The 21941-nt window shown below is 45.6% G+C and carries 23 protein-coding genes and 1 riboswitch; of the genes, 22 read left to right on the top strand and 1 reads right to left on the bottom strand.

The genetic code is table 11. The features are described 5' to 3' along the window. The first annotated feature begins 39 nt into the window (after nt 1-39). From ACZ481_RS16195 to ACZ481_RS16140, 12 genes are all read left to right on the top strand, one after another. The gene (locus ACZ481_RS16195; protein WP_464766387.1) at nt 40-369 is read left to right on the top strand and encodes an SDR family NAD(P)-dependent oxidoreductase; all 330 of its coding nucleotides are present in this window, start codon (nt 40-42) and stop codon (nt 367-369) included. A gap of 97 nt (nt 370-466) precedes the next feature. Continuing rightward, nucleotides 467-529: riboswitch (Fluoride riboswitch) on the top strand. 670 nt (nt 530-1199) lie between these two features. Continuing rightward, on the top strand, nt 1200-1406 hold the full coding sequence (locus tag ACZ481_RS16190) for a hypothetical protein (RefSeq protein ID WP_464766386.1): 207 nt from the start codon (nt 1200-1202) through the stop codon (nt 1404-1406). A 37-nt stretch (nt 1407-1443) separates the two neighbouring features. Next, a complete protein-coding gene (locus tag ACZ481_RS16185; RefSeq protein WP_464766385.1) occupies nt 1444-1791 on the top strand; it encodes a DUF190 domain-containing protein in 348 nt (115 codons plus the stop codon). 165 nt (nt 1792-1956) lie between these two features. After that, nucleotides 1957-2415: an HAD family hydrolase gene (locus tag ACZ481_RS16180; protein ID WP_464766384.1), complete on the top strand. Its 459-nt coding sequence runs from the start codon at nt 1957-1959 to the stop codon at nt 2413-2415. A 538-nt stretch (nt 2416-2953) separates the two neighbouring features. Continuing rightward, the gene (locus ACZ481_RS16175; protein WP_464766383.1) at nt 2954-3571 is read left to right on the top strand and encodes a TetR/AcrR family transcriptional regulator; all 618 of its coding nucleotides are present in this window, start codon (nt 2954-2956) and stop codon (nt 3569-3571) included. Nucleotides 3572-3779: 208 nt separating this feature from the next. After that, the gene (locus tag ACZ481_RS16170; RefSeq protein ID WP_464766382.1) at nt 3780-4274 is read left to right on the top strand and encodes an LptA/OstA family protein; all 495 of its coding nucleotides are present in this window, start codon (nt 3780-3782) and stop codon (nt 4272-4274) included. 222 nt (nt 4275-4496) lie between these two features. After that, nucleotides 4497-5078, top strand: a complete 582-nt coding sequence (locus ACZ481_RS16165) for a DUF1694 domain-containing protein (RefSeq protein WP_464766381.1) — start codon at nt 4497-4499, stop codon at nt 5076-5078. Between the two features lie 932 nt (nt 5079-6010). Beyond that, nucleotides 6011-7915 carry a TonB-dependent receptor plug domain-containing protein gene (locus ACZ481_RS16160; protein ID WP_464766380.1) on the top strand — a complete coding sequence of 635 codons (1905 nt, stop codon included), beginning with the start codon at nt 6011-6013 and terminating at the stop codon, nt 7913-7915. A gap of 1023 nt (nt 7916-8938) precedes the next feature. After that, a complete protein-coding gene (locus ACZ481_RS16155; protein WP_464766379.1) occupies nt 8939-10216 on the top strand; it encodes a Y-family DNA polymerase in 1278 nt (425 codons plus the stop codon). 409 nt (nt 10217-10625) lie between these two features. Then, a complete protein-coding gene (locus ACZ481_RS16150; RefSeq protein ID WP_464766378.1) occupies nt 10626-11069 on the top strand; it encodes a MarR family winged helix-turn-helix transcriptional regulator in 444 nt (147 codons plus the stop codon). Nucleotides 11070-11139: 70 nt separating this feature from the next. After that, nucleotides 11140-11730 (top strand): hypothetical protein, encoded by a 591-nt coding sequence (locus ACZ481_RS16145; protein ID WP_464766377.1) that lies wholly within the window; start codon nt 11140-11142, stop codon nt 11728-11730. A gap of 28 nt (nt 11731-11758) precedes the next feature. Next, nucleotides 11759-12868, top strand: coding sequence for an Acg family FMN-binding oxidoreductase (locus tag ACZ481_RS16140; protein ID WP_464766376.1), 1110 nt, complete (start codon nt 11759-11761; stop codon nt 12866-12868). A gap of 309 nt (nt 12869-13177) precedes the next feature. Here ACZ481_RS16140 and ACZ481_RS16135 read toward each other — a convergent pair whose 3' ends face one another. After that, nucleotides 13178-13759 carry a cyclase family protein gene (locus tag ACZ481_RS16135; RefSeq protein WP_464766375.1) on the bottom strand — a complete coding sequence of 194 codons (582 nt, stop codon included), beginning with the start codon at nt 13757-13759 and terminating at the stop codon, nt 13178-13180. A gap of 233 nt (nt 13760-13992) precedes the next feature. Here ACZ481_RS16135 and ACZ481_RS16130 point away from each other — a divergent pair, with 233 nt between their 5' ends. From ACZ481_RS16130 to proC, 10 genes are all read left to right on the top strand, one after another. Further along, nucleotides 13993-14301: a carboxymuconolactone decarboxylase family protein gene (locus ACZ481_RS16130; RefSeq protein WP_464766374.1), complete on the top strand. Its 309-nt coding sequence runs from the start codon at nt 13993-13995 to the stop codon at nt 14299-14301. Nucleotides 14302-14332: 31 nt separating this feature from the next. Further along, nucleotides 14333-14458: a hypothetical protein gene (locus ACZ481_RS16125; RefSeq protein WP_464766373.1), complete on the top strand. Its 126-nt coding sequence runs from the start codon at nt 14333-14335 to the stop codon at nt 14456-14458. A 198-nt stretch (nt 14459-14656) separates the two neighbouring features. Continuing rightward, nucleotides 14657-15979, top strand: a complete 1323-nt coding sequence (locus ACZ481_RS16120) for a replication-associated recombination protein A (protein WP_464766372.1) — start codon at nt 14657-14659, stop codon at nt 15977-15979. Between the two features lie 67 nt (nt 15980-16046). Beyond that, nucleotides 16047-16538 (top strand): pyridoxamine 5'-phosphate oxidase family protein, encoded by a 492-nt coding sequence (locus ACZ481_RS16115; protein WP_464766371.1) that lies wholly within the window; start codon nt 16047-16049, stop codon nt 16536-16538. Nucleotides 16539-16904: 366 nt separating this feature from the next. After that, nucleotides 16905-17501: a LysE family translocator gene (locus ACZ481_RS16110; protein ID WP_464766370.1), complete on the top strand. Its 597-nt coding sequence runs from the start codon at nt 16905-16907 to the stop codon at nt 17499-17501. Nucleotides 17502-17506: 5 nt separating this feature from the next. Next, on the top strand, nt 17507-18289 hold the full coding sequence (locus ACZ481_RS16105) for an AraC family transcriptional regulator (protein WP_464766369.1): 783 nt from the start codon (nt 17507-17509) through the stop codon (nt 18287-18289). A gap of 263 nt (nt 18290-18552) precedes the next feature. Continuing rightward, complete coding sequence (locus ACZ481_RS16100; RefSeq protein WP_464766368.1) at nt 18553-18960, top strand: DUF2000 family protein; 408 nt, start codon at nt 18553-18555, stop codon at nt 18958-18960. 324 nt (nt 18961-19284) lie between these two features. Further along, on the top strand, nt 19285-20469 hold the full coding sequence (locus ACZ481_RS16095; protein ID WP_464766367.1) for an MFS transporter: 1185 nt from the start codon (nt 19285-19287) through the stop codon (nt 20467-20469). 391 nt (nt 20470-20860) lie between these two features. After that, nucleotides 20861-21004, top strand: coding sequence for a hypothetical protein (locus ACZ481_RS16090; protein ID WP_464766366.1), 144 nt, complete (start codon nt 20861-20863; stop codon nt 21002-21004). Between the two features lie 99 nt (nt 21005-21103). Next, a complete protein-coding gene (gene proC / locus ACZ481_RS16085; protein WP_464766365.1) occupies nt 21104-21916 on the top strand; it encodes a pyrroline-5-carboxylate reductase in 813 nt (270 codons plus the stop codon). The last annotated feature ends 25 nt before the right edge of the window (nt 21917-21941 follow it).

The raw sequence follows: 21941 nt of genomic DNA, 5'->3' as shown, positions 1-21941 counted from the left end.
ACATTGGCGGAAAATTTCAGAATTTAGTTCCCACCACCAATGTCGTCAAAGAAAGCAGCTGGTGGGGAGGAGCTTGGGGAGGATCTTTTTGGTAAGGGAGAGCGGTTAACGCCAACAGAGGCTATTCCCACCATGATTAAAGGCGGGTGCGGCGCTATCGTCAATATTGGTTCGTATGCCGCCGTCCGGGGAAATCACGGTTCCAGCTATACGGCCGCAAAAGCTGGCGTGATCGGATTGACAAAAAGCATAGCGTTTGGCTATGCCAAGCAGGGTATCTGCTGCAATGTAATTAACCCGCGTGGAAAACTAGAACGGATATTGGACAGCACTCGGGAGGAATTTGCCATCCGGCCGGACAGATACTAGCAAAGATCATCATGAATTTCCCGGTAAAAGAATTTGCTGTACAGCAGGTGGTTCCTATTGACGCTAAATCCAATGGGCTGGTATAATAAAGCCATATTTAAATAGCGGCGATGGAGTTCGCCATAACCCCGTGCCAAACGGTGATGACTCCTACCACTTACGTGGTAGGAGTCTGTTTTTTTATCGGCCGTTGCTAGCTTAGCAATAAGCTTTGAATATAAATAATCCAGGAAGAGGCAAAGGGGGAATAACCATGAGCAGTAAGATTGCCGGAAGATGGTTTGGCGGAAAACGACTGGAAGGGATTTCAGGAACACACGGCCACACTACTTCTACCTTCCCCAATACTATTGGCCAAAGGTCAATCTAAGGAGGTGGTCGCAAATGGAACAAAAAATGGTACGCAGATGGGGAGAAACAGTACCGGCCACTCTTGGCGCAAGTGGCTGCCTATGGCGGGGAGCAGGGAGTTTCTCTGCAGACGGAATCTTGAAAGGGAATCCGGCTGAGAGTCAGGAGTGTGGTGGATCATGGTTTGGGTTTTGTTTCTACTGAATACGCTGATGTACGCTGGTACAGTTTATTGTGTACTGGTCATGTTAGAAGAGATGGGCAAACGTAATAAGGACACTAGAGCGCGACGGGCTGATCTAGCCATAAGATGGGCGGTAGGTTTTTCGTTATTGCAACTATTCTCCAATATTGCATTCACGGGCTAGCGGCCGACTTGCCGCCGGTGCAAGGCGGGGGCGGGTCAGCTGACCATAAATGGAGCGCCGCGTGTGCCTGGGGCCGTAAAGCTAGCTGAAGGGAGAGTAGCGTGCTGCTAATTGTGCTGGAGTATCTATTTAATTTATTTTTTTGCCGTGACAGTATATTTGGCCCTTTTATTAATGGAGAAGATTGGCAAGAAACGACCTGGAACATGGCAGGAGCGGACAGGACTGTCCGGCGTAATGGCAGCGGGTGCGACCATGTTTCAGCTGATTGCGCATGCTATCACGCTGGTTTATAGCGCGCGTCTTGTGGGTCAATAAATACTAAATAGTATATTAAGTCAAAGGAGGAATCTCTGTGCCCAAAATTGCAAGTCAAGCTAAACGATTACGGATTTATATCGGAGAAAGCGACCACTGGAAGCGGCGGTCCTTATATCACGCTATTGTGGAAAAGGCTAAAGAACTGGATATGGCGGGGGCATCGGTGTTTCGCGGCATTGTGGGCTATGGGGCCAACAGCCGGATTCATACGGCCAGTATTGTGGATTTATCTAGTGATTTACCCATCTTGGTGGAACTCATCGACAGCGAAGAGTATATTGTTAAGCTGTTGCCGTTCTTGGATGAGATGCTGGAAGAAGGTATGGTCACGATTGATGAGGTGGAGGTTATCAAATACGGTCGCAAGCCACCGAAACGCTAAAATATAGAAGGCGATCGCTATAAGTGCGGTGAACAAGTTGCTGGAAGTAATTTTGGTGCTGTCAGCGGAGCAATTGGCTCAACGGCACGGTAGGGATCGCCAGATTATTTTAGTAGTTAACAATTATCGGAATAAGGGAGAGTGAAGACAATGATTTCAGTACAGTTGCCCAATGGTAGACAATATGAATTCCACCATGTGGTATTTGATTACAACGGGACGTTGGCTGAGGACGGGCGTATGTCCGACGGGGTGCGGCAACTGCTAGCCGAACTGGCAGCCAAGGTGCATGTGGCGGTGATTACGGCGGACACCTTCGGTCTGGCGCGCCAAGAGTTAGCGACTGTGCCAGGTGTAGAGCTGATTATATTAGCAGCAGATCAGGATGGGACGGAAAAAGCTCGGTGTATCCAGGCGTGGGGCGCTGAGCATACCGTCGTTGTCGGCAATGGCATCAACGACCAGCCCATGTTTTTCATTGCAGGGTTGAAAATTTGCGTGCTGGGACCAGAGGGCGTTAGCACCGGCGCACTGGCAGCGGCAAACATTGTAGTACAGTCTCCTACGGATGCTATTAGACTGTTATTACAGCCCAAGCGGCTAATTGCAACTATGCGTGCATAAGGACTGGTTGTACGGTTTATGATCGAAAACAGGCTGGAACCATATGCGCAGGAAATTTGGGGATGCATTGCCCAAGGATACCGAGTCGCGGAAGCGACTTAGCAGCCAAGGGCCTTGCTTTTCACAATACATTGTTTGAGAAAGAGAAGGCATTACAGCCTCGCCGCCGCAGAACGAAAGAACAGCGCTAGTTTGAAGTTTATCTTGGCGGATTTGCCCGGGCTACCGTTTCGGCAGTTCCGGAAATACTGGATCAATATCTTCCATGGAATTCAGATATTCAGTTGAAATGCAATTCTAGCAAAACTTGTACATGAGTGTACAGCAGGTTTTGCTTTTTTTCTCTACACCTTCTTGTGGGACGCTTACTATCTAGCTCGGATTTCTACATCAATGAATTGAAAAATGCTGCTACATCTATCCTCCGCCAGATTATAACTCTAGAAACTAATTATCGCAGCCAAATTATTCCTTGACAAATATAGACACAGCCAAATATAATCTGACTTAGATAAGTCAATGAAAGTAGTGATATTGGATGTCACGAATTACTAAAGATCCTCAAATTCGTATGGTCGAAATAATTGATGCTGCCGAAGATCTTTTCAATGCACACGGTTACCAGGAAACACAAATAAGCGACATCGTCAAAGCTATAGGCGTATCCCAAGGGACCTTTTATTATTATTTCAAGGCTAAAGAAGAAGTCTTAGAAGCAATCGTCCGGCGAAAGGCGGATCGGCTTCTCGCTGAAAACGAGGACATTGCCGCCGCAAACGATATAGATGCTCCCCGTAAATTGGACCTGATCGTGCATAAACTCCTTAAAGGCATTTGCGGCCATGATGATTTGATTTTCGCGTGCTTGTTTAGCGAACAAAACCTACACATATCAGACAAGTTTGCCCGCCAATACAGCGAACGGTTTTCTCCCTTAGTGAAAAACATCATTGACGAAGGGATCGAACAAGGGTATTTCAACATTACCTATCCTGAAGAAACTGTGGAATTTGTTCTTGGAAATATTCGAGTATTGATAGATTCGCTATACAAAAAAGGTGCTGCGGCAAGGCTGGAAGCACGACTGGAAATAACACAAAAGCTTGTCGAGGCGGCGCTGGGGGCCGCAAAGGGCAGTCTTAGTTTTAAAAATTAACCATATTTTTACCTATAACTGACTTAACTAAGTCATATTATGACAAATGACAGGGAGAGGCTGAAATGAATAAGACAGTTTACGGCATACCAGTTACCGTAGACTCGAGATTATCTTTGGAAAAGGACTGTCAGGGGGAATGCCGCCGACATCTGGAATATACGATCTTCACCGGCGGCACGTTGAGCCAGACATTTGGGCAATATTTATGAAATATAGAAGGGTTTTTTGGGGGATTTTGGTACTGATTTTCGTTTTCACGGGCATAGTCGCAGCTGCGCCTACCAAACCAGTAATCAAGGCTGACAAGACCTATTATGACATCAATACCGGTCTGTATGTTCTGCGCGGTAATGTTTATATACAGGTAAGAGATCGAATCATAACAGCCGAACAGGCCAAGGTGAGCCTAAGTTCGTTAGAAGTCTGGGGCATGGGCGGCATCACTCTTACTCAGGGAGACATTTACCTGGAGGCAGACAGTGTGCATGTGTTCGGTTCTCAGAACAAGGCCGTGATTGAAGGTGATTTGACCTTCCGGCGGACCGGACTTACGGTCATTGCAGATAGGGTAGAATTCGACTGGAAAACAAAATTGTGTGTTTTCAACGGCAACGTTACGGTTACCCAGAATGAGAGTACTTGGCAGGCAATATCTGTTACTTACAATGTGGCAACCGGGGAATTTATTTCCACTTTCTGATGTTGCTGCCAGCCTCTCCCCTGGACCTTCGCCAGCAAGCTGCTGAGAGCAGGCTATAACTTTTTTGACGATCCAAAGATCGACGGACTGATCTATGTGACGACCGCCGATGATACCGCCCTGATGACCTGGTGGGTCAGGTCTGCCGCATACAGGAACAGCTAAAAATGATGAGGCAGCTGATAACCGGCAATACAAAAAGAGGTGCGAGGTGCATGATTAATGGATAAAACGCGTGACATTGCTCAGGTTTGGAATCAGAAAGACTCCTTGGAGCAAACTGTCATTGCTGGGCTGCATGGCGCGCCCGAGATAAAAAGAGAGGAAAAACGTGACTATTTAGGCGTCTTTAGGGAGCAGGTAATTGCTTACCTCACACAAAAACAGGCGAAAGAGGCAGCCCTATATCCGGAAATCAAGCAGGCGCTGGAACATGAGAAGTTCGATAAGTTAATCATCAACGGCAGCCTTGATAACCACTTCATTGGCAAATATCAGCTACTTGCAAAAAAAATGCAAAAATCATATACCGTAATCGTTAATTCTGACTCTGATAAAGCAGCCGGTCTCGTTGTGGCCAGCAGCGAAGCCGTCGGGCTTCAGCATGTTGCTGCTAAAGACCGCTATACCCGCCTGCAGGAAAGCGGCATCCCGGAGAAACTGATTGCTGCAGCTGGCAAAAAAATTTGCAGCGACTGTTTAACTAATATCCTCACAACCGACCCCAGGGAAGAAATAAACTACTCCCCGCTCACCTGGTTAGATAGACTGACAGGATACTGCTGCCCAGCTCACGGGGATTAGCTATTGTGGGAAAGGGCAAGCGGACAGGTGCGTTGTCCCTGAATAAGATGATACAATAAGAATGGCAAAGATAACGGAAGATAGTCCTGGAGACGTTTGTCCGTATGCAGGCTGACCGAATTATCTATGTACACGTGAATATACAGTTTGGCTGAAAAGAAAACACAGCCCTTGAAGCCAGGCGGGGAGTGGGTTCAAGGGCTGTGGAAAAATATGGAATATCTTTCCCCGGATGTAGCTAGAAAACACTAGTACCTTGCCAGCTCTAAAACAGTAGAATAATGGCGAGGCTATTTTTCGCAAATCAAGGCGGAGGAAGGAGGCATACCGGACGTATGCCGACTGACGACAACGCAGAGTTGCGGAAAATAGACCGTCAATATTCACTGAATTAGGGCTGACAAGGTACTAGCTTATAAAGTAAAGAAAATAAAAGGCTAAATCGTAGTTCAACTGTATTGACCTCCGATTTAGCCTCTTTCTGTCTTCCTACAGTAGTATAGCGCCCTTTACACATGCGCAGCGGGCGATGAGCACTGCAGATCAATGCACCGGAACACAAGGCGAAGTTGTTCGAAACCGCCGGTAAGGCGAGTTTCGATTCTTTCGCGAAGTTTAAATAATCTATTGACTTAAAAAAGTTGGGAGCTTATTATTGTAATTGATATTGATTGTGATAATCAATATCAATTACAATAAGCTGACTGATTCAGTCAGCTTATTGTGTGAAATTATTATAATTTCTCTAATGCTACTCGTCAAACGTAAACCACCGGTCCTGTCGGGGACCGGCTTAGCGGCAGCAGAGACAGAGAAAAATAGGAAAGGAGTGTAAACTTCAGGTATTTTAATAGGAAGTTTGTGAAATCATTACATATTATTACGTAAACACAGGTAAAAGACACATTGCGTTACAATTGGGAGGAAATAGTTTGAAACAGAAAAAGCATAAAATTTTATGCTCGCTGATTAGCGGCGCTCTTCTATTCGGCCTGGCCGGACAAGTTGCGGCCGAGGAGTCTGTACAGGAAGAATTCAGTTTTGATGAGTATGTCATTACAGCCAATCGGATGCCGGTCAAAGCAACAGAAGTGGCGGCCAATGTGACGGTCATTAATCGGGAAGAAATCGACAGGGGAAATTATTCCAGCGTACCGGAAATGTTGAGAAAGGTTAATATTGCTGTTGAGGAGGGCGGCGGCGGTGCTATTCCTATTCTAAATGGGGATAAGCGGGTGCTGATCCTGGTGGATGGCCGTAGGATGAATTGGGACCAGATTGTCATGGCAGGCAGTAAAGGGGGGTATAATCTTGATAATATACCAGTCAAAAATATAGAGCGAGTTGAAATCGTACGCGGCCCGTCCTCTTCTTTGTATGGCAGCGATGCTGTCGGCGGGGTTATTAATATCATTACGCGCAAGACAACTGGTGAAAATACTACCTTAACGGCCGAAACCGGTAGCTGGGGGCACAGGCGCTATGCTTTTTCGAATGAAAATAAATTGGACAATGGTTTTAGTTATTTTATTACGGCAGAAAGAAAAAAACAGGATAATTATAAATATAAAGATAAAGATGGGCATATTAAAGAATTTGCCCAAACCTATGGAGAGCAGGATTCACTTAATTTTCGCTTAGACAAAGAATTAGATAACGAAAAATCCTTATCATTGCAGGTTAATTATGTGGATAAGGATAGCGGTTCCAGTATGAAGGCCCCTGGATATCCTCAATATTATCCCTATGGCTACAAAAGTTCGCGGGATAGTAATGTTGCCTTAACGTATAACTTAAGCAAAGATGGCTTTTTCAGGGTTTATCGCCATAGTTCCGATGATGAAACTTCTCGTGATGGATCTACAATTGGTTACAAAGTTCATCGCAGTGCCGTCGGCATGGAATGGCAGCAGAGAATGCAGTTAAATGACCAGCATACTTTAGTCAGTGGAGCTGACTGGCGGCAGAACGATTATGAGTACGTTAGTCAAGTTATTGATGATTCTTATACCACAAAAGCAATTTATCTGGAAGATAATTGGAAATTACCCCATGACTGGACAGTGACATTAGGGTCGCGTTATGATGATCACAGTATCATCGGCAATCATGTTACCTCGCGTGTAACGGCAAATCGCAAATTGAATAAAAAAACAAATGTGTTTGCCTCTTGGGGACAATTTGTAAAATCGCCGACAGTAGAAGATTTATTCAGTAATGCCCCCTGGTTTGTGGGAAATCCTGACCTCCGTCCGGAGACAGGGGATACCATCACACTTGGTATGAATAGAGAATTTGATCGGAATACAAATTTGCAGTTAAGTGTCTTTAAAAGCCGGGTGGAGGACGCTATTGCTTATGACTATACGAACCAACCAGGATTTGCCTATAATATAGATGAGCAGAAACGACGGGGCTTGGATTTAACTTTAGCTCATAAATTATCGGATCAATGGACCGTAGCTGCCGGTTATTCCTATATAAAAGTGGAGAACAAAGATGTAAAGACAGGGGCAACTGGGTTTACGAATGACAAAGACAACAGCCAGCCCAACGGCTACCGTCTTAATGTTCAATATACGCAGGAGCAGTGGGATGCAGGGGTAACATTGCGGTCTGCCAGCGGCCGGGACGCAGAATCTTTTGGCGGCAGCCATTATGCCGTTCTTGATATGACTGTTAATTATCAAATGAAACCCGAAACCAAGTTGTATTTAAAAGGCTATAATTTAACAAATCAATCCTATTCGATAAAAAGTGGAACTACTTGGGGGAATGGTTTGGCTTATCCGATGGCTAAACGCAATTTTGTTTTTGGTTTGGAGCACCGCATTTAAAGATACAATGAAGTGTTTTACGGGCACTGTCCAGATTTTTAGTGGACAGTGCCTGTTTTCTGATAAATTATTAAGTAAATAGCGCAATGGTGCATTAAATTTCAAAATCAAAGTGGTGTCTCGCGCCATCTCACTTTCGCCGGAGAAGCCGCTCTATGTGGATTGTATTATTGATCGGCAGTTGTTCATACAAAGGAGCATTCATTTTTAAAATCAGCTCTCTTTCCGAATACTTATCAAAGAAAACACAGCCCGTGAGGCCAGGTGATGCCTGGGTTCACGGGCTGCAAAAAATATGGTATATGTCGTTTTCACTGATAGTTGCAATGTGATATTTTTTCTGTAACTGCATGATAGCAGGTATATCCTCAATCGTGGCGTTTCTATAAACCATTGTACCGTCCTCCTGATAAAACGCTTCAAGAACATTGTACCATTATTCAGGCTCTAATCCAAACATGAGATCTAACAAGTGAATGCCCTTTTTCCCGCCAAGATTGATGCTTTTGGTACAGGCAACACAATAACAGACAACTTCGGCGGAATTAATTTTATCGCAGTGTTTTTTCATTAAAGCGATCTGTTCTTCTTCCGTATACGGCTGCAAAAGACCTTCCGCATTCTCAATGAAACGTTTTGGCGCAAACTCGCCATTTGCTTAGGAAGCGGCTCATAGAGCGTAGTGCCGCAAAATCTAGTTTTGCCACGCCTGCAGGGGGCTCCGGCGGAAACCAAATAGGAACCCCAAGGAACAGGTGCGGTCAACTTGCTGACCAGTTGGCTTTCTTTCCATTCATGTTAGCAGAAATTACCAAGTCTATCGATATTTACACGGAACATACGTTCTGGTATTATGTAAATGGAGGTGGATAGTGATGAGGGAACATACGATAGATTTACTAAGTATCCCTATTTACCAGCAGATGGCTCGGATAGCTTATGTCGACCGGTGTATGGTAAAGTGGGCGGGAATGCTTCTGTCTGAGCACAACGAACAGATGAAAGAGAAAGAAAGCAAAAGCGATGGGGCTCGTTGATTTTTCCCGTTTTCCCCGCAGGAGCGTATTGTGCATCGACGTAAAATCATTCTTTGCGTCCGTAGAGGCGGTGCGGCGGGGGCTTGACCCGCTGGAAGCCTATATTGCTGTAGTATCGGATGTGAGGAGAACCGGGGCGATCGTACTGGCCAGCAGCCCGAGGGTTAAATTGGAATATAATATCAAGACCGGAAATCGACTCTTTGAAATTCCCCAGCGTTCGCCGATTATGGTAGTGGAGCCAAATATGGCGCTATATATCGATATAAACCAGGCCATACAGAACATATTCCGCCGTTTCGTAACAGATGAGGATCTACATATTTATAGCATTGATGAGTCCCTATTGGATGTTACCGCATCGCACAATTTGTTCGGACCGGCAGAGGCGATTGCGGAAGCCATCTTAAAGACGGTGAAGGCTGAGTTGGGTCTTATTGTGACTATAGGCATTGGCGATAATCCGCTGTTGGCAAAACTGGCACTGGATAATGAAGCCAAACAGCGTCCGCCGTGGATGGCAAAATGGACGTATGAGATGGTGCCGGAAACAGTATGGAAAATACAGCCGCTGACTGCGTTTTGGGGTATAGCCAGAGGCTATGATGAGAAACTCAAGCGAATGGGAATTTATACGATTGAGGGGCTGGCTCACGCCAACCCAGTGTGGTTGCAGAAAACCCTAGGCGTAATGGGGTTGCAGTTATATTACCACGCATGGGGCTTGGATGCCAGCATCATTAGCCGGAAGGAACGGCCGAAAAGTAAATCCTATAGTAAAAACCAGATATTAATGCGGGATTATTATGTAAAAGCAGAAATTCTCATGATCATCAAGGAAATGGTGGGAGATGTATGCGCTAGGCTGCGTAAGCACCAGGAAAAATGTCAAGAGGTATATTTGGGGATAGGATACTCGGACAGGAATTTTAAGCTGGGTTTTACTGCACGAATTAAGCTGATCCGCCCGGAACACGCAACCGATATCATTAGTGAAGCGGCCCGCCAGGAATTTAGTAAGCGGTGGCAAGGTGAACCGGTACGATCGGTAAATATTACGGCTGGGAAAATCGTGTCACAAGGACTTGAGCAGTTGGAACTGTTTTTTGCCGGAGAAGAAAAGAACCATGCGATCGATAGAGTAGTAGACGATCTCCGGCAGCGCTTTGGCAAAAAAACGATCTTTTATGCCGGGTCGCTGGCTGGTGGAACCTTCCTTGAACGGGCGGATTATGTGGGCGGGCATAAAGGAAAAAGTGAATGATGTAAAGAGGACCGATTGCCCGCCTCTCATCAGCATGATCATAAGTATGCATCACTTTGCGGTGTGTTTCTGGGACTTGAAGACGCTCGCGTGCATAAACCGTGATTTTCACATAACCCATAGCGCGATTTTATTCGTTGTTGCCTCAAGTGTTACTTTAGGCCAAGGGCGGAGTGCTTGGGCAGGATATCTTTACAGTGGCGTCGGCATTGGCATTGCATTTACCGATATCTTTGTCCCGCTGTTTGATCGTTTAGGCGACTGGACCAGGAGTTTCACTTGGGCGCAATTGGTTATATAATTTTTCGATGCGTTGTGTGATTTTTAAACGGTAATTTGCGCTTGACAATAAATAAACATGGTATTATATTAGTTATATAAAACTAATTAAAAGAAGGGTATAATCAGTATGCAGCAAGAGGAAGTCATCGTTAAAGCGATCAATATCATATCAGAATCAATGCGCGCAAGCATGCGCAAATATAAAGAAGACAAGCAGAGCTCGAAAGAACTGTTTAATCTGTCGATAACCCAGTTGCATTATCTGCATGTAATAAAGGAACGAGCGAATGTTACCATTACTGAGCTTGCCGAAATATTTGGCGTACAAAAATCGACAGTTACGGTGACGGTCAATAAACTTTTACAAAGCGGATTTATTGAAAAGCTTGCGTCAAAAGACGATTTGCGGGTAGTGTACGTGAGTTTGACTGAACAAGGCAAGGAGCTAATTGAGCTGGAAAACAAGGGCTACCGTCAATTCGCTGCCTCAATTTTAGCCATGTTGAACGAAGAGGAGCAAGCGACATTTGCATTCCTTTTAAATAAAGTGACAAACAATATTACCCGCTAGTAAGCGGGTTTAAATAAAACACATGGTTAGTTTATTAAAACTAATTATATAAAATTTTAAGGAGGAACTTATGAAAATAGTAAAGTGTCTTGTTTATGCTGTGATCGTGCTGATGCTTAGTGCTGGAGCAGCGGTTGGCTGTTATGCCAACGAGTATGAAGAGCGGCAAACGCCGGGAATCTTTTTGATTGTTACGGATAGTTCCAAAGAAGCCTATGGTACTCAGCTTAAGGCTGCAGTATTTTCACAAATACGAAAACAGTTACATAGTCCAGTGAACCAAGCGAGCGAAAGTAAAAATCAAAATACAAACAATGAGACTAATAAAATCAATTGGGCCGAAGCCGACGAGTTGTTGGAACTGGCCAATCGTTCCGGGTCCAATCAGATATTAGTGGTAGAAATATTGCCAATTAAATCTGATTTTAGCGATATCTTATTTTATAAGGCGATCAAGTCGGAAGCCACGCTCAGAATTTGCTTGTATGATGCTGCAAAGAGGCAGTACATTTTAACTGCAGAGGTAGCTGGAACAGGGATAAACAAAACGTACATACCTTATACTTCCGTCGGGAAAAAGCCGACAGTATGGGAAGCTGTACACAGAGCGGCCACGGCGGCAGCAGAAAAAATCAATCAAAACGAGGAAGCGAGACTCTAACGCTGCACATTCCGGCTTAGGAGGCAGAATGATGAACAGGCGACAATTTATTACCTACAGTGGCAGTGCCCTTATCATGGCAGGTGGTTTTTCGCTGTTTCCTTCACTGGATCAACTGCAGACCGTGGAGCGGGAGAACCCTGCTGCTTTGGCAATGATAATGGAACCGGAGATGGCTAATATATTATACTATGCTGCCTTAGCTCCCAGCGGGCATAATGCGCAGCCCTGGACCGTAAAGGTCATTACCGGCCGCCATTGGATTGTTGGCACAGATAGCAGACGGTGGCTGCCTGCCGTTGATCCCGAAAACCGGGAAATGATGATTTCCATAGGCGCTTTTTTGGAAAACCTGGCAACAGCGGCAAGCAGCCAAGGATATGAAGCCGAAATACAAATCCTGGCCCAAAGCACAAAAGCGCAAGAGATCGCCGCTGTAAAATTGCATAAAACAGGTTATTCTGACCATTCTCTCATCCAGCAAATGGAATTGCGCCGGACGTTGCGAAGTACTCTTCTGACCAAAGAATTATCGAATGAGGATACTCAATTGCTTACGCCGGGGTATCCGGATGGCTTTTATTATCCAAGAGGCTCCCGGGAAAGTAAGATTCTGGAGGAAGCCACTATTTCAGCGAATGAAATACAAGCCTACCGTGATTCTGCTCAGCAGGAACTGGCGGGATGGATTCGCTGGTCAAATCAAGACAGCCGGCGGTATGGGAATGGATTAACGCCGGAGACCATGGAAATTGAAGGGCTATCACGCTGGTATGTGAAAAATTTTTATACCTATGAATCGGTGTTAAAGCAAGAATTCAGGGAAGCAACTATTCAGAAGGTAAAGGAACAAGCTGCGGCCGGCAGTGGCTGGCTGGTGCTTGCCAGTAAAAATGCAACTGTAGCTGAACTGATTCGGACCGGGCGAAATTTGCAGCGAATCTGGCTTAGGCTGAGGGCGCGGAACATTGGCCTGCATCCGATGACCCAGGCGATAGAAGAAGCAGCGACTGCTGCAGCGCTTCCGTCAGCCTTAGGTAGTAGCGGCGATATACAATTATTGCTGCGCGTGGGGTATGTCAGCCATTATCCCCGGCCGGTGAGCCTGCGGATGCCTTTGCAGAAAATAATAATATGATGCAGCCTGAATAAACTAAAATGCCCATCAATCCTTGAAATCATTAGGGTTGTGGGCATTTTTCTTTATTGTGATTTAAGCGGGCTGCAGCTGAGCGTTTGAGACGGAGCGGGCTATGAGACCAGGGCGTTCAGCCTGTTGCGTTGTTGCCAATGACTTTTCACGCTGGCGTGTTGCATTCGGCTGAAAAGAAAACACAGCCCGTAATCCAGGCCGGGCCTGGGTTCATGGGCTGTGGGGAAATAGGGTACTCGCAGACCAAGGAAGAAAACATTAGGGTTCCGATGCGGCGTTCTGCCCCCGCAGGGACTACACTTCGGCAACAACCCTGCAGGGGAGACCTGTCAGTCCTTCATAATTGACCGGATAAGTATGCACTAAAAACGGCTGGCCTTTGGCCGCTGCAAGCAATGCATCCAGATTTGCCAGATTTTCAATAACAAAGACTCCATGATCAGCACAATACTGGTCAGCCCGGGGATGTTCAGCCGGCTTGCGAATACCTGGGAAATCAATCCCAATCATGCTTACCTTTTTATTTACAAGATCGGTTATTAGCGCATCTGACAATTCGAGTCTAGTTTGGAGATAGGCAGGCGTGCCAAACTTGTTTTCTTTTAAGCACCCCGTATAAAACATAACAAAATCATGTTCAGCGATTTCGTCCCTATTGATATCGCCTGCTTCAATTTCTCTTTCTTGCACGTGGCTGACATCAAACAGTATTCCTCTTCTTTCGGTATTCTCCAGCGGAAATTTTTTGTTCATAACGTCGAAGTGGGTGCCGATATGGCCGAATTGAACCACAGGGGGTATTTTACCGGCACCAGTCACACTTGACATTAAATTTAGAATTTCTTCAGTAACAGTAACTGACAGATCAATTTTCATTAAACATCTCTCCTTATATTGCAAATGATTTCCTAGGAAACAATATTATTGTAGCGCAAAATGGTTTCCTTGTAAACTATTTTGTGCTTAGTTTATTTTATTTTGAATACACATTACGGTATAATAATAATGTAATATTAACTATATAAAGTAAGGTTGGTATCAGGCTGCATAAGAACGGAAAATTCAGATGCTAATTCAAGAAATAAGTAAACAGAAGGTAGGGAAAAACCATGAAGGTAAGCAAAGCCTTTGAAGCCTTTGCCAAAGAGGCTCCAAGAGTACAGGACGCCTGGATGGAGTTTGTGCAGACACTGGATAAAGCAAGCGCTCTTGACAAAAAGACCGAAGAACTCGCCTATATTGCGGTGCTGGCCGCAGTCCGCCTTGAGGGCGGCCTGCCTTTTCATGTGAAAATGGCAAAGTCTCTGGGCGCGACCCGGGAGGAAATCATCAGCGCCGTTTTGGTGGGGCTGCCCGCAACTGGGAATATTGTGGTACAGGCGCTGCCTATTGCGGTGGCCGCGTTTGACGAGGAGTAAAGGATGGCCTGTACGCTTGATTTTGTAGAATATGTCTGCGACCAGAATCGCCGGTGCGGGAGAAATCCGGTACAGAAAGATGTTCGGGGAGTATATGGTCTATGTAAACAATAAGCCTATTTTGCTTGTCTGCGATAATACCGTGTTTGTGAAATAGCGAAATGATATTACGATACCCGCAATCATCACTAATGTATTTATGGGTATTGGCTATAATCATCAGCACAGCCAGAAGCCCATTCTCCTGATATTTGGATTTATTCTTTGACGTTACCCATTGAATAAATTGGTAATTGAGTGATAATATATATATGATAGAACATATGTACTGCTTTAAAGAAATCAGGTGAAATGAATGGATTATGTGCAAGGTACTTTTTTTGAAAATATGCATAAGGCCCCCTTGGCCGACAGAATAAGACCAAGAACCCTGGAAGAATATATTGGGCAGGCACATATCCTGGGCAAAGGCAAGGTGCTCAGACAAATCATCGAAGCCGATAATATGACTTCAATGATTCTGTGGGGGCCGCCTGGTGTCGGCAAAACCACCCTCGCAATGATTATCGCCAATATTACCAACGCCAGGTTTATCACCTTCAGCGCCGTAACCGCCGGTATCAAAGAAATTAAGGAGATCATGGCAAAAGCGGAACAGAGCAGACGGATGGGGGAGCGGACCGTAATTTTTGTGGATGAAATTCACCGTTTTAACAAAGCACAGCAGGATGCTTTTCTTCCTCACGTGGAGAAAGGCAACATTATTCTCATTGGCGCTACCACCGAAAACCCTTCATTTGAGGTTAACGCCGCCTTGCTCTCGCGCAGTAGAGTGTTTGTCCTGTATTCTTTGCAACCAGAAGATATTATCAAACTATTAAAGTATGCGTTGCAGGACCAGAGAGGCTTTGGTGGCCAAGCGATTGAGATTGCCGAAGACCTGCTGGAACTCATTGCCGTATATTCCAATGGCGATGCCAGAACCGCGCTTAACGTGCTGGAAATGGCGGTGATGAGTGGTGACAAGCAGGGGGATGCTACAATAATCAGTAAAGATATCGTGGAAGACTGCATGCAAAAGAAGACATTATTGTATGATAAAAACGGGGAAGAACACTACAATCTTATCTCAGCCTTGCATAAATCCATGCGCAACAGTGATCCAGATGCCGCGGTCTACTGGCTGGCCAGAATGCTGGAAGCAGGGGAAGAGCCCTTGTTTATTGCCAGAAGGCTGGTTCGCTTTGCCTCAGAAGATGTGGGCTTGGCCGATCCCAGAGCTTTGGAAATGGCCGTCGCCGTGTATAATGCCGTCCATTATTTGGGCATGCCCGAGTGCAATGTGCATTTAACGCAGGCAGTAGTGTATCTTTCGGTGGCCGCTAAGTCCAATGCGCTGTATATGGCCTATGAAAGTGCGAAAAAGGATGCGAACAGTACCATGGCGGCAGGTGTGCCGCTGCACCTTCGCAATGCGCCAACTAAGCTAATGGCAAACCTCAACTATGGCAAAGGCTATCAATATGCACATCAGGCTGCGGATAAAGTAACGAATATGCAGTGCTTGCCGGAAAACCTGAAAGACCGTCAGTATTATCGGCCTACCGCTCAAGGGCTTGAAAAAAATATAAAAGAGCGCTTGGAATTTATCAAAAAGCTGAAGGCTGAAAAAAAGTAGGGACCCGACTCATTAGCAGCAAAGGTATAATTCCGGCCAATATGCGATGAAAGCGAGGAAATAACTAATGTTTAGAAAAATGAGAAGAGGTAAGCAATTATTATCAATGGAAGACCTTGTAGCAGTAATGGACAGGTGTACAAATGGTGTCCTAGCGTGCTTAGGTGATGAAGGTTATCCTTACGCAGTTCCCCTTAGCTATGTCTATTTCAATGGCAAAATCTATTTTCATTCAGCTAAAGCCGGACATAAAATCGATGCGATTATGAACAACCCTAAGGTATCTTTTTCAGTAATTGATGAGGATACGATAGCAAGTGAAAAATATACTACTTATTTCCGCAGCGTTATTGCCTTTGGTAAAGCAAGAATTGCAGAAGGTGATGAATGGCTGGCAGCTTTTGCGGCTTTAGTTGAAAAGTATTCAGGAGATCAACCTGAAGAAGCAAAACATCAGGAAATAACCGGATGTGCGCAATCTTATCTTATTGCAATTGACGTCGAGCACATAACGGGCAAGGAAGCCATTGAGTACGTCAGACGAAAAGGTAATTCTTGATTCATAATGCGACCTTGAATTTAATGCAGAAAAAAGTTTTTATAAAATCGTTGCCCCGCGGCAAAAGAGCTATCAGGATGGCACAGAGAGACTGTCCTGGGCACTTCCCGTACAGGCAATCAATATTTATATCAGAATGCCCCAGCAATGATTCAACAGCTCATTGCCCTGAATGAGACGTCTATCGTGGAGAGCTACTACAGCGAGATTATATTAACGCCTGCTGCCGGAAGGTAGCGGGCATTTTTCTTAAGTGCATTTTGTCCGGCCTGATATTTGATTAATTTACAGCCTTGCAATAATGTACTATATGCTCTATTTTTCCTGATGTATAATTTATGATATTAACTCCAAGGAGCTTATAGCATGAACATTACATCTTTTTTGATATACTGCGTTATTGTAACATTTACACCTGGACCTACCAATATTGTTATATTGTCTACGGTACAGGGGCTTGGCATAAAAAAAGCTCTGGAATTCTCGTATGGAGCAACAATTGCCTTTGGGGCCTTACTTGCCATGTCGGCCATATTAAATACCCTGCTTGTGTCCATAATACCGAAACTATTGATTGGCATGCAGATAATAGGAACCCTTTATATTTTGTATTTGGCATATCAGATATACAAAATGGATACATCAGAGGCAACTGAAAAACAAGTTGCCACGTTTAGGTCGGGCTTTATCATGCAGTTTGTAAATCCCAAGGTAGTGTTGTTTACAATGACGGTAATCCCCGGTTTTGTTATGCCCTACTACACTGACCCCCATGTACTAACAATATTTATTGCGATTATTACTGCTATTGGCTTTTTAGCATTTGTCACCTGGGTGCTTTTCGGGGCGATTTTTAAAGAAATCTTGATGAAGTATCAAAAACTGGTTAATGTTAGTATGTCACTTTTTCTGATATATTCTGCTATAATGGGCTCAGGATTGGTTGAGCTTATTGGGAGATGAAGGACATGGAAAGATTCGTATATAAAAAATCATCAGATATCACTGCGCTGTCAGCTAGTTTTACAGATTTCACCTATAAAAAGCATTGTCATGAGGAATATGCACTAGGTGTGACCCTGCGTGGCATTCAAGAGTATAATTTAGATGGCAGTTTTCATGCGTCATATGAGAATGGGGTTATGCTCTTCAATCCTGAACAGATACATGATGGCAGGGCACATGATAGCTCGGGGCTTGATTATGTTATGCTATATATTGAGCCGAGACTGTTTTTGGATATCCTAGGCAAAAAGGATATGGTTCGTTTTACAACTCCAGTTGTCTATAATCAGGCTCTCAGGAATAGTATCTTACATCTTTCCGATGCAATTCAGAGTGATGAAGATGAAGTCTTGTGTAGTGAACTGCTCCTATCCCTTGTAGATAACTTTAATCCAACGACTATCTTTATAGATTGTAAAAAAGATAATAAGCTAATTCGTAAAGCAAAGGAAATGATTTATTCTAAATTAGATGATGTAATGAGTCTTAATGAAATATGTAAAGAGTTTTCTATCTCAAAATACCAGTTTATCAGGTTATTTAAAGCTAATGCCGGAATTTCCCCATATCAATATTTTATATTTTGCAAGGTAAATCGTGCTAAGCAGTTATTAGAAAAAAATAAGGATATTTACTCGGCTGTGGCAGAATGTGGGTTTGTTGATTTATCTCACTTAAATAAGCATTTTAAAAGAATTTATGGAATAACAGCGTTCGAATATAAGTCACATTTAAACCTGAACTAGAGAGAATGCCGTGTCAATGTCCCCATCTTCTGTGCTGAATCTTATTGGTGCCGAACTAATGAAGGTCATTCCGGGTGAAATCGAGATTCTAATGCAGCTTTGAGTCCAATGCCTGCCGGAGTCCCGGTCCTGACAATTGAATTTAAGGTTAATCTTCTTGCCCCTGCGAAGGGCGATATTACTCACTTAAGTCGACAGTTTAAAGCAGTGATGGTGTTACAGCAAATGAATACTTGAAGCTGATAACTAGAGGAGGGTTATTAATGAGGTTTGACAATAAAATCATTGCCGTACTGCGGGAAGACCTTTTGCTGTGGCAGAAGCTTAATATAACTGCGTTTATTATGAGTGGGATCGGCGGACAGCAGGATGTACTGGGTGAACCATACGTGGACGGCACCGGCAATACGTATTTGCCGATGTCGAAACAGCCAATCATGATATACTCTGCAAACGGCGAACAATTAAAAGACTTACTGCTGAAAGCGTTGAACAAAGAAGTAAATATGGCAATATATACCGAAGAACTGTTTAATACATACAATGACGTTGATAACCGGGCCAAGGTTGCCGAGTTTGATGCTAACGACCTTAATCTGGTGGGTATTGGCATGGTAGGCAAAAAAAACCATGTCGACCGCTTAACCAAGGGGTTAAGTCTGCATGAGTAAAAATGACTGTTGGTTTTGAAAAGAGTCGGCCTATGACAGTGGGGACGGTCCTTTTTTGGCATCAGGTTGCATAAAATATTGGAGACCAAGTGTAAGCACTATCGGTTCCGGCCATAGTGCTTACACTTATTGCTTAATTGCTTGGACTTTCTTTACCTGCCTCCATTTACAGGCAGGATAACTGGCATGTTATTAGAAACTTATATTATAATATTGTCTCAGCGATTTCGGGCTGAGTGAAGCCTGAGTCCCGGATATTCAGTTTTTTCAACTGGGACCCTGCTTGAACTGCTGATATTATGTTTGTTCAGAAGAGGAAATAATATGGATTTTGTGCGACAAAAGGTAATAGCCGGGCTTTCGATCTGGCTATATTGGTTTTCGCTTTCTACATATATACCCATTTTGCCGACTTATGCCAAGGACCTCGGGGCCAGTTACCAGATGATCGGCGTCATTCTGGGGTCCTATGGCCTGACCCAGGTGCTGTTGCGGCTGCCGCTGGGGATAATCTCCGACCGGCTGGACCGCCGCAAGGTTTTTCTGATAGCCGGTACCGTTCTCGGTCTGGCCGGCAGTCTCGGTATGTGGCTGTTCCGTGACATATACTGCTTGCTTTTCTTCCGGCTGCTTTCCGGCATTGCCGCCACCGCCTGGGTGCTGCAGACGGTGTTCTTCGTCCACTGCTATCCGCCGGCCGAGGGCGGTAAGGCCATGGGGCTGGTCAATGCCATCGTCAACTCCGGTGAGATGTCGGCGATGTTTGCCGGTGGTCTGGTCGCCCAATACTACGGGCAGGAACAGTCGTTCCTGCTGGCGGCGCTAATCGCTTTGCCGGCCCTGGCAGGCAACTGGGTTGTCCGCGAGGTGCCCGCGCAGACGGTGCGGCAGTCAGTTAGCCTGGGCGATATCGTGGCTATGGCCCGCGATTGGTCGCTGGCGCTGCCGTCGCTGTTAGGCATGGTGATCCAGGTTATCAGCTTCGGGACCGTGTTCAGCTTCGTGCCGCTAGTCGCCCAGAACCTTGGTGCCAGCTACGCCGAGATCGGTTTACTGCCGATGATCTACTTGCTGCCTGGTATCATGGCATCGCTCCTCAGCGCTACTTTTTTCCGGCGTATTTTCAGCGAGCGCTTGATGGTGGCGGGCGGTTTTTTGCTGATGGCCGCCGGCTGCTTTGCCATTCCCCTTGTCCCGGATATCATGACCCTGTTTGTGACCCAGGCAATAGCCGGCTTCGCCCGGGGACTGGTTTTCCCCATTCTCATGAGCCTGGGCATCCGTGATATCGCCGGCCACCGCCAGGCCACCGCGATGGGCTTTTTTCAGACCATTTACGGTATGGGCATGTTACTGGGGCCGCTGGTTGTGGGGGTGATAAGCGGCTGGGCGGGTATGGTCTGGGGGTTTGCGTTCGTGGGTATGGCCGGGGTGCTGGGGGCCGGAGCGGCCTGGGCCGCGGTGGCCGTCCGCCGCCGGCCGGAGGAGGTTAAAAGGAACTTTACCTGATAACCTAGTTTCACGGCAACTGGAGCTAACGGCCACTCCTCTTTATAACAGTTGCAGTCCTGAACGCAGGTAGATAGTGCCAGAGCGCATAACTGAAGCAAGGGTGCCCGGCGTCTGATGGAATCTAAAGAAAGTCGTCTATTCGCCCAGCGTGCGGGCTGCGGGGATATCCCTAAAACAGGTCGGTTAGGGGTAGTTTATCACCTTAACCGGCCTGTCTGTATTCACTGGATTAGGATAAGGAAGCAAAAAGAGCGTCCCTGTGCTTACGTACAGCGGCAGATGAGCGTGGAACACCCATTTGGGACCAGTGGCGAGCAATGGGTTACACGTACTTTTGCTGCTGTTTTTCTGCCTATGCGGCTGTTTCGGCCCATAGCTGCTTGCAAAGGTGGCTGTTTTCGCCCAGTCTGACGTGGTATTTGGTGCTGCCGCCCACCGGCGGCAGCTGGCGGTGGTTTGGCAAGAACGCGAGGAGAGGCAAAAAAACTATGAAGGGTGGCACATCCTCCCGGGAGTGGCGGTGCTAAAATAAAAATAAAATTTCTTAGAAGGCCGTCCAAAATCAATTGTCAATTTGAATCAATTTTATCTGACAACAAACCGGTCGCGGTAGAGAGGAAGGATTAGTAATATGAGTGGGAGCGTAGCCGTTGGCTGTATAGGTGCCGGTAACATTGCAAAGGCAATGCTGACGGGAGCAGAACAGAGTGGCGTTTATTTTCCGAATCAGCTTGGAATTTTCGATGTCTCGCCAACAATTTGTGATGCTTTTAGGGGAAAGGGATACAGCGTTTTTTCATCGATAGATGCTTTGGTTAAAGAAGCTCCCCTTGTGGTAGTTGCTGTAACGCCGCAAGCAATAGATTCGATCATGCCGCAACTTAAGAATGCATTACCTGCTGAAACCGTGCTTCTTTCTCTGGCAGCAGGAGTCAGTAGCGAATGGTATCAGGAACGATTGGGAAAAGGCTGTAAAGTGGTTAGGTGTATGCCTACGCTAACGGCCCAAGTGGGATTGGGGGCTTTCGCAGTTTCCCGCGCTGATACAGTAACTGACGCTGACTATAAAGAAGTGGAGCGTTTTTTATCAAGCTGCGGTATTGTCGAAGCGATACCGGAGTCGCTTATGTGTGAGGTGGTTCCGCTTAACGGGTCTGCTCCGGCGTATTTCTACCATATGGCGCGTGTTATATTGGCAGAAGCCGTACAGATGGGATTTGACGAAAGTACTGCCTTACGACTTTTTGCCCAAACGATGAAAGGCAGTGCAGAAATGCTTCTGAATTCTGGGCTGAGTGTGGAAATGCTGGAGGATAAACTCCGTTTGCCGGGGGGAACAACACTTGCAGCGCTTAATAAAATGGAGGAACTCGGCTTTGACCGTTGCCTGAAAGAGGGGGTAAAAGCCTGTGTTTCCCGCTGCCAAGAACTTGGCAGATTATAATTAGCAGCAGCGAGAGCGTTAGGTA

This window comes from Sporomusa intestinalis (assembly GCF_055383785.1).
The sequence above is the reverse complement of the archived record's forward strand: the minus strand, read 5'-3'. Positions and strand labels throughout refer to the sequence as shown.

What these genes read in the sequence shown, in the direction of transcription:
- ACZ481_RS16125 (WP_464766373.1), top strand. Translation starts at nt 14,333, where the DNA reads ATGTCTGCGACCAGAATCGCCGGTGCGGGAGAAATCCGGTACAGAAAG.
- proC (WP_464766365.1), top strand. Translation starts at nt 21,104, where the DNA reads ATGAGTGGGAGCGTAGCCGTTGGCTGTATAGGTGCCGGTAACATTGCA.
- ACZ481_RS16195 (WP_464766387.1), top strand. Translation starts at nt 40, where the DNA reads ATGTCGTCAAAGAAAGCAGCTGGTGGGGAGGAGCTTGGGGAGGATCTT.
- ACZ481_RS16110 (WP_464766370.1), top strand. Translation starts at nt 16,905, where the DNA reads ATGAACATTACATCTTTTTTGATATACTGCGTTATTGTAACATTTACA.
- ACZ481_RS16130 (WP_464766374.1), top strand. Translation starts at nt 13,993, where the DNA reads ATGAAGGTAAGCAAAGCCTTTGAAGCCTTTGCCAAAGAGGCTCCAAGA.
- ACZ481_RS16165 (WP_464766381.1), top strand. Translation starts at nt 4,497, where the DNA reads ATGGATAAAACGCGTGACATTGCTCAGGTTTGGAATCAGAAAGACTCC.
- ACZ481_RS16145 (WP_464766377.1), top strand. Translation starts at nt 11,140, where the DNA reads ATGAAAATAGTAAAGTGTCTTGTTTATGCTGTGATCGTGCTGATGCTT.
- ACZ481_RS16105 (WP_464766369.1), top strand. Translation starts at nt 17,507, where the DNA reads ATGGAAAGATTCGTATATAAAAAATCATCAGATATCACTGCGCTGTCA.
- ACZ481_RS16175 (WP_464766383.1), top strand. Translation starts at nt 2,954, where the DNA reads ATGTCACGAATTACTAAAGATCCTCAAATTCGTATGGTCGAAATAATT.
- ACZ481_RS16115 (WP_464766371.1), top strand. Translation starts at nt 16,047, where the DNA reads ATGTTTAGAAAAATGAGAAGAGGTAAGCAATTATTATCAATGGAAGAC.
- ACZ481_RS16100 (WP_464766368.1), top strand. Translation starts at nt 18,553, where the DNA reads ATGAGGTTTGACAATAAAATCATTGCCGTACTGCGGGAAGACCTTTTG.
- ACZ481_RS16170 (WP_464766382.1), top strand. Translation starts at nt 3,780, where the DNA reads ATGAAATATAGAAGGGTTTTTTGGGGGATTTTGGTACTGATTTTCGTT.
- ACZ481_RS16135 (WP_464766375.1), bottom strand. Translation starts at nt 13,759, where the DNA reads ATGAAAATTGATCTGTCAGTTACTGTTACTGAAGAAATTCTAAATTTA.
- ACZ481_RS16150 (WP_464766378.1), top strand. Translation starts at nt 10,626, where the DNA reads ATGCAGCAAGAGGAAGTCATCGTTAAAGCGATCAATATCATATCAGAA.
- ACZ481_RS16120 (WP_464766372.1), top strand. Translation starts at nt 14,657, where the DNA reads ATGGATTATGTGCAAGGTACTTTTTTTGAAAATATGCATAAGGCCCCC.
- ACZ481_RS16095 (WP_464766367.1), top strand. Translation starts at nt 19,285, where the DNA reads ATGGATTTTGTGCGACAAAAGGTAATAGCCGGGCTTTCGATCTGGCTA.
- ACZ481_RS16140 (WP_464766376.1), top strand. Translation starts at nt 11,759, where the DNA reads ATGATGAACAGGCGACAATTTATTACCTACAGTGGCAGTGCCCTTATC.
- ACZ481_RS16155 (WP_464766379.1), top strand. Translation starts at nt 8,939, where the DNA reads ATGGGGCTCGTTGATTTTTCCCGTTTTCCCCGCAGGAGCGTATTGTGC.